Annotated in this window: 15 protein-coding genes; 12 read left to right on the forward strand and 3 right to left on the reverse strand. The window is 53.9% G+C overall.

Features of this window, described 5'->3' with window-relative positions:
- The first annotated feature begins 671 nt into the window (after nt 1-671).
- The 11 genes from BN2684_RS05060 (at nt 672) to BN2684_RS05100 (ending at nt 12,113) form a co-directional block, all read left to right on the forward strand.
- On the forward strand, nt 672-1,826 hold the full coding sequence (locus BN2684_RS05060) for a LacI family DNA-binding transcriptional regulator (protein ID WP_058301092.1): 1,155 nt from the start codon (nt 672-674) through the stop codon (nt 1,824-1,826).
- 92 nt (nt 1,827-1,918) lie between these two features.
- Entirely contained in the window at nt 1,919-3,187 is a 1,269-nt protein-coding gene (locus tag BN2684_RS05065; protein WP_058301093.1) for an FAD-dependent oxidoreductase, read from the forward strand.
- Between the two features lie 335 nt (nt 3,188-3,522).
- Nucleotides 3,523-6,309 (forward strand): glycoside hydrolase family 3 protein, encoded by a 2,787-nt coding sequence (locus tag BN2684_RS05070; RefSeq protein ID WP_058301094.1) that lies wholly within the window; start codon nt 3,523-3,525, stop codon nt 6,307-6,309.
- A gap of 279 nt (nt 6,310-6,588) precedes the next feature.
- Nucleotides 6,589-7,149, forward strand: coding sequence for a TetR/AcrR family transcriptional regulator (locus BN2684_RS05075; protein ID WP_058301095.1), 561 nt, complete (start codon nt 6,589-6,591; stop codon nt 7,147-7,149).
- Nucleotides 7,150-7,175: 26 nt separating this feature from the next.
- On the forward strand, nt 7,176-7,328 hold the full coding sequence (locus BN2684_RS24435) for a hypothetical protein (RefSeq protein WP_159065764.1): 153 nt from the start codon (nt 7,176-7,178) through the stop codon (nt 7,326-7,328).
- A gap of 26 nt (nt 7,329-7,354) precedes the next feature.
- Entirely contained in the window at nt 7,355-7,504 is a 150-nt protein-coding gene (locus tag BN2684_RS25335) for a helix-turn-helix transcriptional regulator (RefSeq protein WP_199825300.1), read from the forward strand.
- 23 nt (nt 7,505-7,527) lie between these two features.
- Complete coding sequence (locus tag BN2684_RS05080; RefSeq protein ID WP_148449891.1) at nt 7,528-7,746, forward strand: hypothetical protein; 219 nt, start codon at nt 7,528-7,530, stop codon at nt 7,744-7,746.
- 115 nt (nt 7,747-7,861) lie between these two features.
- Nucleotides 7,862-8,419 (forward strand): hypothetical protein, encoded by a 558-nt coding sequence (locus tag BN2684_RS05085; RefSeq protein ID WP_058301097.1) that lies wholly within the window; start codon nt 7,862-7,864, stop codon nt 8,417-8,419.
- Between the two features lie 35 nt (nt 8,420-8,454).
- Nucleotides 8,455-8,949, forward strand: coding sequence for a GNAT family N-acetyltransferase (locus tag BN2684_RS05090; RefSeq protein WP_058301098.1), 495 nt, complete (start codon nt 8,455-8,457; stop codon nt 8,947-8,949).
- Between the two features lie 213 nt (nt 8,950-9,162).
- Nucleotides 9,163-10,533, forward strand: coding sequence for an NADP-specific glutamate dehydrogenase (gene gdhA, locus BN2684_RS05095; RefSeq protein ID WP_058301099.1), 1,371 nt, complete (start codon nt 9,163-9,165; stop codon nt 10,531-10,533).
- A 299-nt stretch (nt 10,534-10,832) separates the two neighbouring features.
- Entirely contained in the window at nt 10,833-12,113 is a 1,281-nt protein-coding gene (locus BN2684_RS05100; RefSeq protein WP_058301100.1) for a pyridoxamine 5'-phosphate oxidase family protein, read from the forward strand.
- A gap of 71 nt (nt 12,114-12,184) precedes the next feature.
- Here BN2684_RS05100 and BN2684_RS05105 read toward each other — a convergent pair whose 3' ends face one another.
- On the reverse strand, nt 12,185-12,901 hold the full coding sequence (locus BN2684_RS05105) for a glycosyltransferase family 2 protein (protein WP_058301101.1): 717 nt from the start codon (nt 12,899-12,901) through the stop codon (nt 12,185-12,187).
- A complete protein-coding gene (locus tag BN2684_RS05110) occupies nt 12,898-13,638 on the reverse strand; it encodes a glycosyltransferase family 2 protein (RefSeq protein ID WP_058301102.1) in 741 nt (246 codons plus the stop codon). Before BN2684_RS05110 ends, BN2684_RS05105 begins: the two co-directional genes overlap by 4 nt.
- 245 nt (nt 13,639-13,883) lie before the next feature.
- On the opposite strand from BN2684_RS05110, the gene BN2684_RS05115 reads away from it, so the two are divergent.
- The gene (locus BN2684_RS05115) at nt 13,884-14,630 is read left to right on the forward strand and encodes a suppressor of fused domain protein (RefSeq protein WP_058301103.1); all 747 of its coding nucleotides are present in this window, start codon (nt 13,884-13,886) and stop codon (nt 14,628-14,630) included.
- A gap of 111 nt (nt 14,631-14,741) precedes the next feature.
- Here the strand turns inward: BN2684_RS05115 and pgmB are convergent, their stop codons facing one another.
- Complete coding sequence (gene pgmB, locus BN2684_RS05120; RefSeq protein WP_058301104.1) at nt 14,742-15,434, reverse strand: beta-phosphoglucomutase; 693 nt, start codon at nt 15,432-15,434, stop codon at nt 14,742-14,744.
- Between the last annotated feature and the right edge of the window lie 24 nt (nt 15,435-15,458).

Here is a 15,458-nt window from a genome sequence, read left to right on the forward strand (position 1 = left end):
CTTCCTTTGCGGAAGCGGTGGTTCGCCTTCCTTACTATGAAGCAGAGGGGCTGGCCCTTAAGCAGGTAAATACCTGCTTGGGTCCAGCCCCTGCTTCAATTTTTCTAACGGATGTCGTAGCCGCTATTTAATCGATAGTTGGTGGGGTGAAATTTTAACGGAGATACACGCAGCTAATAGGGGCCAATCGTTGATATTCACTCCGAAGTAAGCCAAATAGCTGCGTCCATTTCCGCTACATAAATAAATCTACCTTTATGAGCTCATTAGCGGCAGTAGCTTCCATTAGAATCAAAACTCGATGCAGCTCGTTAAGGCTGATTTCAGCTCTGTACATGATGTTGGTTTTTACGTACGAGAGTAGGGGTGGCTCGGCTGATTAACAACCATCGGCGTAGGCAAGCCTCTGCCTTCTTTTCCATATTCCTCCGTCGGGGGTTGACATCAGGCGGCGATTCGCCTATACAAAAAGCAAGGAAATGCGCAGCCCGCAGTGGCAGGAACAAAGGCAGGTACGCGGCGGCAGGTACATCGGCGGCAGGTACAGAGGAAGGTGTCGCTGCAAGCGCAGGAGAGTAAGGATACCGCTACAAGGACAAGCGGAGCGAATACTCGGGAGACAAAGGGGAGCTCGTGAGGTCTCTCCAGCAGCCGACGAGGAGGATATTCATGTGAAGTGGAAAGCTGATTTGGAGCGCTGTGCCGACGACGCGCAAACAAGCGAAAGCAGCCGAAAGGAAAACGAACAAGCGAGCCCACAACCGCATTTTCCCGATAAGATAACTCAGCAGGACATCGCCGCTCGCCTCGGCCTTTCCCTTCACACCGTATCCAAGGCTTTGCGCGGGAGAAGCGGGATGTCCGAGCAGACCCGGCGGGCGGTGTTCCAAACCGCACGGGAATTGGGCTACCGCACGAAGCAGCAGGAAAACTCGCTCGCCATCGATCGGCTTGAGGTGCAGCCCGGGCAGAGCTGTCGGTTCCTGTTTATCTCTTACGCCAAAAGCAGCCTCCATCAGCTTCTGTATGACGGACTGGCGGATCGCTTGGCTGAGTTCGGCCACCACTTGAACTGGATCACTTATCCCGATGAGACAACCGATGAGGCCCGGTTGAACGCGTGGCTGGATGAGCAGGCGGTTCCCTATGTGGACGGCCTGTTCTTGTCCTTCGGCCTTCCGCTGCTCGTGGAGAAGCGCATCCTTCAGGTTCCTGTTCCGAAGATTCTGCTGAACTACCCGGAGACGGGGATCGAAGCCGACAGCATCATTTGGGATGTGTATGATGCGATTGCCAAGAGCGTGCTCACCTTCGTGGAAGCGGGCCACCGCTCCATACTCTATGTCGGGGACATCTACAGCCATCGCGGGTTCCGCCGTCGTTGGCAGGCCTTCAGTGAAACCATGAACGACGCCGGGCTTGAGGTGCGTTTGGAGGATCACCTGATCCGGAGCTACTCCACGCAGCAGGAATGGACGAAGGCCTTTGCCGAGCTTTTGACGAAGAGAGCCCCTTCCGCCGTGTTATGCTCGATTGAATATATTTTGCCTTGGGTGTACGACGCATGTGCTTCGCTCTCGCTGCAAATTCCGGGAGATGTATCTCTGATCAGCCTGGAGACGATCCTTTCGCCTTTGTCCGATGAGGTGACCCACCCGCATTTGCTGGTTAGCAAAACCGGAGAGCGCGCCGCCGACCGGCTGCTGTGGAGGATCGCGAATCCGCATCTTCCTTACGAGCATATCCGTTTGCAATGCCGCTGGCACGATGGCGGCACGGTGCGGCAGCTTCATAACAAGCGCAAGCCGGTCATTCGTTGGAACTAAATTTGAACTAGATGCGCAGAAAAGCGTCCGATTATGATGAAGCTGATCCGTTGATCGAAAAGGCCGGTCAAATCATGAGGAGGTTGATCCACATGGAAGCGTATTCTCTTAATCGGAGCGTTCCCCTGCTTGCGGAGGCGGACATTGTCGTCATTGGAGGAGGTCCTGCGGGCATTGCTGCGTCGATCGCAGCGGCACGCTGCGGCAAAAAGGTCATTGTGGCCGAACATTCGGGACAGCTTGGCGGTATGGGGACGCTGGCGAATGTGAGTGTGTTTATGCCCGTTGGCAACGTGACCGGCATCTACCGCGAGATTGTCGAAGAGACCTTGCCGGAGAGTCTGCCCGATTCCCACGACACTTCGATCGCTCCGCAATACAATCCTTTTCTTCTGCGGCATTATTTCAATGAGAAGCTGGAAAAGGAAAACGTCAAGGTTCTCTTCCATACCACATTCATTAGCGCGGTTAAAGAACGGGATCGAGTAACGGCGGTCATCGTCCATACCCGCGAAGGCTTGTTTGCCTTGAAGGCGGCTGTCTTCATTGACGGCAGCGGTGACGGTGCTGTGGCGATCGATGCTGGAGCCGACTATACGACGGGCAGAGAAGAGGACGGCTTGACGCAACCGATGACTCTCATGTTCATGATGCAAAATACGGGAAAACCGGTACAACGCAGCCTGCCGGAAGGCTGCTACACGTACAGCTCGGTCGAGGAGCTGCCGCAAGGGCGTCATTTGTATTGGGAGAGGAATTCGGACGGAACAATGCTCGTGAACATGACCCGGGTGAAAGGAAACGGCTCCAAGGTGGAGGAGGTCAGCTTTGCCGAGAAGGAGTCGCTGCGGCAGGCCTTGTCCGTCGCGGACTACTTGCAACGCAATGGCTTTGAGACTTACACCTTGTCGCATATTCCCGGGCAGATCGGAGTGCGGGAGACGAATCAGATCGTCGGCCGCTACACACTGACGGAGCAGGATATCGTCGAAGGCAGAAGATTCGCGGATGTCGTCGCACAAACCAATTATGAGATCGATATTCACAGCCCGGATGGCAAAAGAGGGACCGACGAGCGGCGCGTAGACGGCTACGATATCCCGTATCGCTGCATGATTCCCGCGAAGGTCGAAGGCTTGCTGGTGGCGGGGCGCTCGATCTCGGCCACTCATGTGGCCATGTCCTCGATGCGCGTGCAGGCGACCTGCTTCGCGCTCGGCCAAGCGGCGGGAATTGCCGCTTCCTTAAGCATCGACACCCATTGCCCACTGCCTGAAGTAAGCATGACGGAGCTACACCGGGAGCTGGGTAAACAGGGAGTGCGCTTGCTGAAAGAAGATGAGCCTGTAGCTTCAAAATAAAAGGCGGCACGGTATCGCCGTCACGGAATCTTGCTCGTGCTCCCCGGGAATCGGATGCGAGTGTGCACTTTGCACAAGACGCTAGGGTAAACCGTTTCCGAGATGACGGTTTACCCTGGCTCTTTTGGCTGAACAGTTCCTGAATTTTTCCTTGAAATGGAACCATTGATCGTTCAAAAATCCCGGAAAAGACCTCTAGTTTACCGGTTTGATTCTTAAGGGGAAATTCTTTATAGTGAGAGGAATGGGTTCGGGAAAGTAGAGAAAATTCCGCAAGGGATAAGGGCTTTTGACAGAACCGCTAAACATTGAAATGACAACAGGGAGAGAGTTCATTGACTACACAGAAGCTGGGAGTTCCATTGGAAGGATTTGCGGAATTCAGCCGCAAAGTAGCCGCGGAAGGAGCCGTGCTGCTGAAGAATGAGGGCCAAGTGCTGCCGATTGGCAACAACGAGACGGTTTCGGTCTTCGGCAGAACGCAGGTCAACTATTACCGCAGCGGGACAGGCTCGGGCGGAAGCGTTCATGTCGCCTATACGACCAACCTGCTGGACGGTTTGCGAAGCAAAACAAGCATTCAAGTGAATGAAGACCTAGCTGCCGTCTATGAGAAGTGGATCGAGGAGCATCCCTTCGATAACGGTGGAGGAGGCTGGGCCGCAGAGCCTTGGCATCAGAAGGAAATGCCGCTTACCGATGAGCTGGTGGCGGAAGCCCGGCGGAAATCCGCTAAGGCGATCGTCGTCATCGGTCGGACGGCGGGAGAGGATCAGGACAACGCCGACGCACCGGGCAGCTATCAGCTGACACCGGAAGAGAAGGCCATGCTGAAGAGCGTGACCGCTCATTTCGAGCAGACGGCCGTGGTGCTGAATGTCTCGAATATCATCGATATGAGCTGGCTGAACGAGGACGGGGATGCGAACCCGATTCCCTGCGTGATCTACGCTTGGCACGGCGGTATGGAGGGCGGCAATGCGATCGCCGATGTTCTGGTCGGAGAGGTGACGCCGAGCGGCAAATTGACCGATACGATCGCGGTTTCCATCGAGGATTATCCTTCCACTCGCAATTACGGCAATGAGCACCAGAACCTTTACCAGGAAGATATCTATGTTGGGTATCGGTATTTTGAAACCTTTTGCCCGGACAAGGTTCAATATGAATTTGGTTATGGCATCTCGTATACGTCTTTCCAGGTTGAATCGGAGGAAGCTAAGCTCGTCAACCGGGAAGGTGAAGAGCATCTGGAGATCGGCGTAACGGTGCACAATACCGGGACGGCATTCGCGGGCAAGGAAGTCGTTCAGATCTATTATGAAGCGCCGCAGGGCAAGCTCGGCAAGCCAGCCAAGGTGTTGGCGGCATTCGGGAAAACCCGGTTGCTTCAGCCGGGTGAATCGCAGCGTTTGGTCCTGAGCTTCCCGGTTCATGCGATGGCTTCCTATGATGACGGCGGCGTGACGGGGCATCCTTCCGCTTATGTACTGGAGGAAGGGACTTATCGCTTGTATGTGGGAACCAGCGTCAAGAAGCTGACAGAGATCACCGTTGAAGGGCAGAACGGCTATGCGGTGGAAGCTCTTCAAGTCGTGCAACAGCTGGAAGAGGCGCTCGCGCCGACTGTGGCCTTCGCGAGAATGAAGCCGGGAGTCCGGAAGGAAAACGGCTCGTATGAGCTCGCCTTCGAGGATGCGCCGAACCAGAAGATAGCCTTGGCGGAGCGAATTGCGAAGAATCTCCCCGCAACCCTGGAGCAGACCGGGGATCGAGGCTACAAGCTGCAGGACGTGCGGGACGGCAAGGTGAGCCTGGAGGCGTTTATCGCGCAGCTTGATGATCAGGACTTGGCCGCGATCGTCCGTGGTGAAGGCATGAGCAGCCCGCTCGTCACCCCGGGCACGGCATCGGCTTTCGGAGGAGTCACCGACCGTCTGTTCCACTACGGAATTCCCGTTGCCTGTACGGCGGATGGCCCTTCCGGAATTCGAATGGACAGCGGGGAAAAGGCGACGCAGGTAGCCATCGGAACTCTGCTTGCCGCTACCTGGAACGCGGACCTCGTGGAAGAGCTGTATGTCATGGAAGGTCAGGAGCTGCTGCGCAACCGCGTGGATACGCTGCTCGGACCGGGCATGAACATCCGACGCAGCCCGCTCAACGGGCGCAACTTCGAGTACTTTTCGGAAGATCCGCTCGTAACCGGCGTCTTCGCTGCGGCTTGCACCCGCGGTATCATGAAGGGCGGCTCTAACGCTACGATGAAGCACTTCGCCTGCAACAATCAGGAGAAGTTCCGCAGCAAGGTCGACGCGGTCGTCTCCGAACGCGCTCTGCGGGAGATCTATCTGAAGGGCTTCGAGCTGGCGGTGAAGCAAAGCGACGCGAATTCGATCATGACCTCCTACAATCCCGTCAACGGGCATTGGGCGGCGTCCAATTATGATCTGAACACCACGATTCTTCGCGGCGAGTGGGGCTTCACGGGCATCGTGATGACAGACTGGTGGGCCATGATGAACGATGTCGTCCACGGCGGCGCTCCGGATTCGAAGAATACGAACGCGATGGTCCGCGCCCAGAACGATCTCTTCATGGTCATCAGCAACTATGGCGCCGACATCAATGCGATGGAGGATAACACCATTGAGTCCTTGGGCAACGGCACCTTGACGCGCGGGGAGCTGCAGCGTTCGGCTATGAACATCTGCCGCTTCATCATGCAGGCGCCGGTATTCTCACGTAAGCTGGAGCGGGAGGAGACCGCCCACAAGTTCGCAGCGAATCCCGCCCTTTTGCCGGATCAAGTGCAGGCCCTGGCGGAGAACGTTCAGGTGAAGCCCGCCACAGCCGGATCGACCTTTATCCGGGCTAATCAGGCTGGCTACTACTGGATCGTGGTCAAGCTCATGTCGCCGGGCAGCTATTTGGCGCAAAGCGCCTGCAACGTGACGCTGAACGGAGAGCTGATGACGACCGTGCAAACGAACGGCACCGACAACCGGTGGATCCGGCTGCGGCTTGTCAAGATCGAGCTGGAAGAAGGCTTGTATGAAATGAAGCTTGATTTCGTCAAGCCCGGCATGCAGATCGATTGGATCGAATTCAAGCAGGTGTAAGCGGAGCAGCTGGTGGATCGAGCTTGGCAGGCGTGAGCTGAGCGGCTGGCAGCTCCATTTCACAAGCTTCGGGAAGTCGTGCAGCTACGGGCTTTCCTGTGATGCTTAGACGATTGAGGATATTCCAGACAAAAGATGCAAAGAGGACTTTCATCACCACTTTTCCGGTGGGGGTGAAGGTCCTTTTTGCGTATCCGGTGGAGGTTGCTCATCCATACGAACGGGTTTGAACAGTCTCTATTGGTTTTTTTCAAAGAAAAGAAAGATCGGAAGTGTGTCATGAAAGAGAGAATCGCGCAAAGCGCAATCGGAGAAATCATGCAGAGGGGGCTGAAGTTTTCTATTCGGGATGTCGCCGCTCGCCTGGGGATCAGCACGAAGTCGATCTATCAATTTTTTGACTCGAAGGAGCAGATCATCGGGTATTTGGTTGACCGGTGTATTGCCGACATGAGAGATGCTGAGAAAGAAGTGATGGATGACCCGGTGCTCACCCCGCGACAAAAGTTGGAGAAGGCTTTGGTCATTCTGCCTCGTGGCATTGTTTTTCCGGACATTCGAGTCCTGCATGAGGTGAAAGTGAAATACCCCAACCAATGGGAAAAGGCGGACACCTACTTGGAGCAAGGCTGGGATAACATCCGGATGCTCGTTCGGGAAGGAATGGCGGAAGGAAGCCTGCGGCCGTTTGATTTGGACGTTTTCATCCAGATGTACATCGGGGCTTTGAATCATTTGATGGATTACCGGGTTTCTACCCGAATGGGCTTGTCCTTAGAGAAGGCATTGGTGCAGATGGTGGAGATCATGCTGCAGGGGATCGAAAACAAGGTTGTCTAGCAAGTGGAGTAAGGGAGGGGAGCCGAATGAAGCCGTATCTTGGATTCTTGAATCAGGTTATCTATCGATTATTTCTCGACGGCGTGATGATCGGTATTTCGGAATTCCCGCTTTGGTTGTCTTATGCTCAACAAATGAGAAATGGTGATTTGCTGGCTCCTTTAGTATGGTTCTTATAGAAGAGAAAAAGCAAAGGAGTAAACATATGCAAATCAAATTCGGCGAGAATCTTCGAAAGCTTAGAATGATGAACGAGCTTACACAGGAAAAGCTGGCAGAGGTATTCGGAGTATCCCCCCAAGCCATTAGCCTTAACGCTAAAAATTCAAACGGATGCAGCAGGCGAGTTCGTTAAGGAAGGAATGCCGGGAGGTTCTTTTGCCAGAAATGGTCATGGAGGATGATTATTTAAGTGAATTGAAAAAAGGGATCCTTACGGTTTTATCTGTAATCTGTGAGAAAATTGAGAACTCCAAAAATCATGAACATTCAAGTATGGATACAATGTTTGCGATTGGACCGAATACGAATGCGAATGATGATGTCAAAGAGAAAATAGAGCTGCTAGCGAAGTTCCTTGATGTAGCTATTCATTGAAAGGTAGTCTGCGTTATATTCGGATGGACGCTATCATCAGCTTTTTCTGGCACGGACGTTTCTTCTGATATAAAATGGAAATCATTCACTCATTCGGCATGAAGGAGCTAGAACGTTGTCCACTCACAAACTGTGGTTTCTGCACCTCTTCTCAATCTCATTTGCGCCGGTTCATCTCTACACGATGCGGGCTGACAACGCACTAGCGAGCCGGCTGGATGTGCATTGGGGTTTTTCCTGGGAGGGGCTCGTCGTATTCCTGCTCGTCATGGTGCCCAACCTGTTCTACTTTTGGCTTCCCCAAGCAGATGCCGATTTGGTCAAAGCTGAGCACAACGGCAGCTATAGGCTGTGGACGCTTATCGAACACGCGAGCCAGGCGGTCATGGTCGCGCTTTTGGTATTTTTGACAAGTCGTTCGAGCTCGTCGTTTCTCAGCCCGTACACCTTGGGGATGGCCGTCTTTCTGCTGTCCTATTACGGGATGTGGGGATTCTATTTCCGGGGGCGCCGAAATCGGCTCCTGCTGCTAGGCATGGCGGTTTTCCCTGTTGTGTATTTTGTGCTGGCGCAGCTCTGGCTTCACAACGTTCCGGCTCTTGTGCCCACTGGGATCTTTGGAATTGCGCATGTATGGATCACGATCTGCGACGATCAACAGACAAGTAAATAGAGGCGTTCGTGGAGAAGAACAAAGGAGGGAATGGCATGAGCGAGATCGTATCCACTCGAAAATTGACACAAGAGGAATTCACGGCGTATCGGAACGAAGTGGTCGAAAAGTATTGCGAGGAGCTGGTGGGAACGGATTCTGTGGCCAGCGCGGAAGAGGCCCGAGCTTTTGCCGAAACGGAGGTCAGCAGGCTGCTGCCGGTTGGAGTGGACCTCGATTGCTTGAATTTGAACGTCATGGTAAACGATAAAGGAGAGGACGTCGGGTTTCTGTGGCATGAGAAGAGACATATCCTGGAGATGGACGTAGCGTTTATCTACGATATTCTCGTCTATGAGAACCACCGCAAAAAGGGCTATGGCCAAAGAATCATTGCTTATTTGGCAGAGGCGGCCAAGAAGGAAGGGCTGGGTAAGATCGTCTTGAATGTCTTTGCGAAGAATGCGGCGGCAAACGCTTTGTACGAGCGCATGGGGTTCGAAGTGATTGCCGAAGCGAAAGGGCAGAAGGCGATGATCAAGCATCTGTAGAAGTGCGAACATTGCTCATGTGAATAGTCCCGATGCCGTGCTTGATGCATACAAGCGGTTGCTAGGCTTCTTCTTCGATCATGTTCGTGATCGTATCAGGTGATAACTCCGGTTGAAAAATCTCACATTTCATGTCAATTCCACTTGCTCAAACTCCGCGAAAAGGGTAAAACTAAAGGAACACCCAACATTCAAGCAAAGGTGGTTGAGGGAGTGGCTGTTGCAGCAGAGCAAGAGATCCAGGCAAGAGAGTACATTCAGGCCGTCTTCGAAACGGTGCAGAGGCGCAATCCGAACGAGAGCGAGTTTCAGCAAGCGGTGAAGGAGATTCTGGAATCCCTCGTACCGGTGCTTGCCAAACATCCGAAGTATCGGGAACAGGGCATTTTGGAGCGAATCGTGGAACCGGAGCGGCTCGTGACCTTTCGAGTGCCGTGGGTGGACGATCAAGGGATTGTCCGGGTGAATCGCGGATTCCGGGTTCAATTTAACAGCGCGATCGGGCCGTATAAAGGCGGGCTGCGCTTCCATCCCTCCGTGAATGCGAGCATCATCAAGTTCCTCGGGTTTGAACAGACCTTTAAGAATTCTTTGACAGGTCAGCCGATCGGCGGCGGAAAAGGTGGATCGGATTTCGATCCGAAGGACAAGTCGGATCGGGAGATCATGCGGTTCACCCAGAGCTTCATGACGGAGCTGTCTAAATACATAGGCCCGGATACGGATATTCCCGCAGGGGACATCGGGGTTGGCGGGCGAGAGATCGGCTATCTGTTCGGCCAATACAAACGAATTCGCGGAGCCCATGAAGCGGGAGTCTTGACCGGAAAGGGTACTCTCTATGGTGGCAGCCTGGCTCGCACGGAAGCGACGGGGTATGGCTGCGTCTATTTCGTCGATGAAATGCTCGCGGCCAAAGGGCTCGGCTTCGAAGGCAGCACGGTCGTGGTATCCGGCTCCGGCAACGTGGCGATCTATGCCGTGGAGAAGGCTGCGCAGCTCGGGGCCAAGGTCGTGGCCTGCAGCGACTCCAACGGGTACATTCATGATCCAAACGGAATCGATCTTGCGGCGGTTCGTCGGTTGAAGGAGCAGGAGAGAAAGCGGATCGCGGAATACGTGTTGGACCACCCGGGCGCAACGTATCAGGAGGGCTGCAGCGGGATCTGGTCGATTCCCTGCGACATCGCGCTTCCATGTGCGACTCAGAATGAAATCGATGAGGATGCGGCGAAGCTTCTGGTCAAGAACGGCGTGAAGGCTGTAGGCGAAGGGGCCAATATGCCTTCCACCTTGCAGGCGATTGAGGTATTCCTGCAGGCGGGAGTCTTGTTCGGGCCAGCTAAGGCGGCCAATGCGGGGGGCGTGGCGGTATCCGCTCTGGAAATGGCGCAGAACAGCACGAGACAGGCTTGGGAGTTCGAGGAAGTGGACGCGAGGCTGCATGGGATCATGCGCAGCATTTACCAGAACTCCGTCCAGGCGGCCGAGGAATACGGCCATCCGGGGAACCTCGTCGTCGGCGCCAACATCGCCGGCTTTCTCAAGGTGGCGGATGCCATGATCGCCCAAGGGGTCGTCTAATTTCCGACCCACGGCCGCCTTTAATCGCTTTGTGGCCGATTTTGGAGCGGATCACCGACTTTTATCGAGCGGAACACTTGCCAATATAGAAGGCGCATCCTGCTTCCATTCAAGCACCCGTCAGGGTGCTTTTTTCACGTTGTACGGTCGCTCTCCTGTTGTTGCCAATTCGGCTCGCTCTTCGGCTTTCCCCGGAATAATCCACTATACGAAAAGAGGGAATTGCGGAGATGAGGGATCTTTTCTACAGTAAGGATATTAGCCACGTAAACTATCGATTACCTGTAGGAGGAATCCGGATGTACTCTGCTGCTGAACGAGAAGCGGTTTTAACGGAGTTGCAAGCCTTGGCTCAAGGGATTGAAGGGATTCGCGGACTGATCCTGGTCGGTTCCGGGGCGTATGGCTTTCGGGACGCCTATTCGGATCTGGATGTCGTAGCGGTCGCGGAAGAGAGCGGGCAGGTCCCCCGGATCCATGAGGAGCTCATCAGCCTGTTGAAGCGTCATCACTCGGTTGTCCGGCATAAGGTTTATCGCCATGAACCGGATATCTATGTCTCCTGCTTGCTGCTCGGCAGCTATTTGGAGCTGGATGTAGGCGTCTGGGCCTTTGATAAGCTCAGGGCCACAAAGCCGCATTGGAAGATCCTCTTCGACAAACAACCATCCTCCTTGGAGGAACGCTTGCAGAGCAAGAGTAGTATTCCTTCCCCAAAGCTTCTGGAGGACAAGGCCCGCGAATCGATGGGGTTCCTTTGGCAATTCGTGAGGGGTGCGGCCATCTCTCTGAAGCGCGGCCATTTCCTGCGGGCCGATAAGGAAATGGGGACGATCCGGGATGTGATCGCGGAGCTGCTCGTCCTGAGGGAAGGCAAGGGACCGGATATCGGCAAGGAGATCGACAAGGTGAACCCGGAGCTGCGGAACCGGTTGATTCGTACCTACGAAGGCAAGCTCGATCATCAAGGAAGCTGCGACAAGCTTATGGCTGCAGTTGAGCTCTATTATGACATTCTGAACGAAATTTTAGGGCAGGAGGAGACGGCGGAGAGCTATCAAATCAGCCGGAATATGATACGAGACCTTTTAAAACCATATGGAGTTGATACGATGGAACTCAGCTCAGAAAAGATTAAGAACAAATTAGAAAATGAGAAGCTCCTTAACTTGGCAACAACAAATGGCAAGTATCCCGATAACTCCGTTGTTTGCTTTGCCTATGATGAAAATATCCATCTGTATTTTGGAAGCTATTCAGACACCTTGAAATGTATGAATATTTCTCAAAATCCACATGTGGCAATAACCGTTGGAACCTTGCAAATTCATGGACTTGCGAAGGTTGTTCCCTATGGAAGCGAAGAATATATAAGCAAAAGAGCCATTTACGACAAGCGCTTTCCCCAATATGTATCCGTATTTGAGAAGGTTGCTAATGAGTTGTATGAAATCGCTCCTCTTGTCATTTGGAACTACAATCCGTCAGTGGGGGAAATGAATCGAGATGAATTCATCGTGGATGATGAATACTATAAAACAATTTCTCCCTATAAATTCCACGAGTATGAGGAACGATAATTCTACATCAGGGGAATCGTCCCATTCGAAGCGAGCCGGCCGAATCACTTGACTGGCTCGCTTGTCATGAGTTATCGAATGATCGTTTTCGTCAGGCTCCTCACTCTCAGCACCTTTACCTTCCCCGTTAGAAGAGCGCGGTCGCTAATGGCCCAGGTATGACCCTGCGAATTTTTTCGGCGAATCGCCACGAAGTTGTGCTTGCTCCCCGCATAAACCTTAAAGCCCTTGGCTCTGCTTCTGGAACAAAACTTGACGCATTCTCCCAAGCTCTGATTGGGGAAGGCGACCTTTCGGAATACATGGCGCTTGAACAGCAGCGTCGCCCCCGCAACATAGGAAACATAGCGGTTATCCATACCGGGATAGCGGAGGAGAAGCAGCCTTCGTCCCCGCAGGTACATGAAATACGCTCGCTTGCCGACGATGTCGGCGCCTGTTCCTTTCAGGGTCCGCATGCTTTCGGTCAGATAGTGGGGGGCGTAGTAATCGTCGTCGTCAAATTTGGCAATGACTCCGTATTTGGCTGCTTTCACCCCGTAGTTTAGGCAGCGGCCGAGCGACACGCGTTCGGGAAGTCGGTAGATTCTAATGTTTTTGTAGGGTTTTGCCGCCGCCAGATAGTCGCTCAGCCTCTGGGTCCGATGATTCAGGATAACGATGAGCTCCTTGTTCTTGTAGTGCTGCCTGGCGAAGTTGCGAAAAAGCGCGTGCATGCATTCGGGTCGTTTGGTGCACGTAAGGACGGTTATCCCTTCCCGGAGGAGAGGGGGCTTCTTCCTTCTCATCGGGGAACCACCTTTGGCATTCGGCTGATGAACCTTGGGATATTCGTGACTCCGCGGATTCGCTTGTGATGCGCGAGCAAGGTTTGGTCGCTGATGATCCACGTGTGCCCGTGAGAGTTTTTTCTGCGGATGGCGACGAAATTGAATTTGCTTGCGGAGTAAATCTTGAATCCCCTTTTTCGGCTCCGCATGCAGAAGCCGTCGTCTTCGCCGACGCTCTGATTAGGGAAGCTTACGGAGCGGAACACCTTGCGCTTCATGACGAGCGTAGCACCGGGAAGGATGTCGACATAGCGGTTCTCGTCCTGCGCGAACCGAAGGAGGAGAGCTTTGGAACCGCGCAAAACCATATAATGAGCCCGTTTGCCTACGATATCGGCACCCGTTCTCTTAAAGGCCTGCAAGCTGTCCGTTAAATAGTAAGGGGCATAATAATCATCGTCATCAAACTTGGCAATATAGGGATAGCGGCTTCTCTTAACGGCATAGTTTAAGCAGGCTCCGAGAGTATAGCGCTCTGACAAGCGGAACACGTGTACATGGGGATACTTCCGGGCTGCGTTGCGGTAGACGGATAGCGGAATTCGGCTGCTGTTGATGACAATGATGAGCTCTTTCTTGGCATGGAGCTGCCGGCTGTAATTCCGAAAAATAGTATGGATAAAACTCGCTCGATTGGTGCAGGTGATGATAGAAACCCCTGGCGGGCTGCTCGGTCTCCCCGGGTTTGATCTCATGAAATCGGCCCCCCTTATCGGAAAATCACGCACGGAAACCATCGCATAATACAATATGTTCCTAGCAGGGGGAGGCAACGGCATTTCTACCAAGCGAAAAAGAAAGGCGGCCAAGCGAGAATGAACCACGATCGGGTCGGGACGGGGATGGCGAATCGCGCTCGGGGGAGCGCGATACCTCATAGGATGATAGGCGGAGAAATGATATACTAATGGTATAATTTTCTTCTTTTGGAGGTCGAACAATGCCGAATCCGACAGAATATTCCCCTTCCGGTCAACCGATTTACCGCTATGAAAGCCGCGAGGAACAAGAGTGGACTCCTCCAGCCTATGGACAAGAGGGCTGGTCAGAGAAGATCGAAGAGCACTTTCAGAAGCACATCGGACCGATCGAGTCCGTCTTTCATGAGGTCATTTCGGATACAATCCACATTGACGTCCATTTTATCAAACCAACGGCGGAACGGGATTATCAGGTCCTCTTCACCACGGGGATGAGCTATCTTCCCATGAGCACACCCGAAGGCTTGGAGGAGCACGATTATGCCGAGCTGATGATTTGCCTGCCCTCCTCCTGGCCGCTTTCGCAAGAAGCGATACAGGATGAGAACCATTACTGGCCGATCCGCTGGTTGAAGATGCTGGCGCGCCTGCCTCATGAATACCATTCCTGGCTGGGACCGGGGCATACGGTCCCGAACGGCGATCCGGCGGACCCCTTCGCCTCACAGACGAAGCTGAGCGGAGTTATGCTGATGCCTCCGACGATTGCCGATCCGGAATTTTCAACGCTCAAGATGGACAGCGGGGAGACCGTACGCTTCTACAGCGTTCTCCCGCTGTATACGGAGGAAATGAACTACAAGCTGAGACACGGAGCGGAGGCTCTCATCGACAAGCTGGAGAAGACAGCGTTCACCGAAGTGGTGGATATCGACCGTAAAAATGCGGTGAAGTCTTCTCTTCTGTCGTTCTGGAAGAGACGATAAGCCCGTTGATATCCTCCTGCAGACAGGCCCGGTTCCGATGGAACCGGGTTTTGCTGTATAGCGAAGAAGCTCCTGCACCGGGAAGGTGCAGGAGCTTCTCTTTATAGGCTTCTATCGGCCGAATGCTGCGCTGAACGCTGCGGCGAGCAGATCGATGGACAAACGGGAAGTATCGGGGAGGACGAGATCCGCATGCGGGAAGAGCTCCAGTTGGCCGATGGCCACGGCGAACATCCCGGCCGCCTTGATGGCTTCCACGCCCGCGGCTGCATCCTCCACCCCGATGCACCGGTCCGGCTCTACGCCGAGTGCGGCGGCGGCTGTCAGGAACACTTCGGGGTCCGGCTTATTCCGCTTCAGCTTGCCTGCGTCGACGATGTAGTCGAACTGCTCCTCGATTCCGAGGAGGCGCACGACGGTAAACGCGTTTTTGCTGGCCGAGGCGATCGCGGTCTTGATGCCCCGCTCCTTCAGCTCTCCGAGCAGCGGCAGAATGCCGGGGAGGGCGTCGTCGGGAGTGACTTGGTTGATGAGCTCTTGGTACCGTTCATTCTTCTCTGTGGCGAGGCGATCCAGCTCCTCCGGCGAGTATTCGCGAGAGGTCGCAGCATCCGCTTGCCCCAGCAGCAGCTTGAGCGAATCAAGACGCGAGACTCCCTTCAGATTCTCGTTGAATTCCCGGGTGAAGGGGATGCCAAGCTCTTTGGCGAGGATGGCCCAAGCCTGGTAATGATATTCCGCCGTATCGGTGATGACTCCGTCGAGATCAAAGATGACGGCTTGCAGCTGTTCGGTTGGCAGCATCTAGAAAACTCCTTCCCATGGTGT

The organism is Gorillibacterium timonense (assembly GCF_001457415.1).
Lineage (GTDB): Bacteria > Bacillota > Bacilli > Paenibacillales > NBRC-103111 > Gorillibacterium > Gorillibacterium timonense.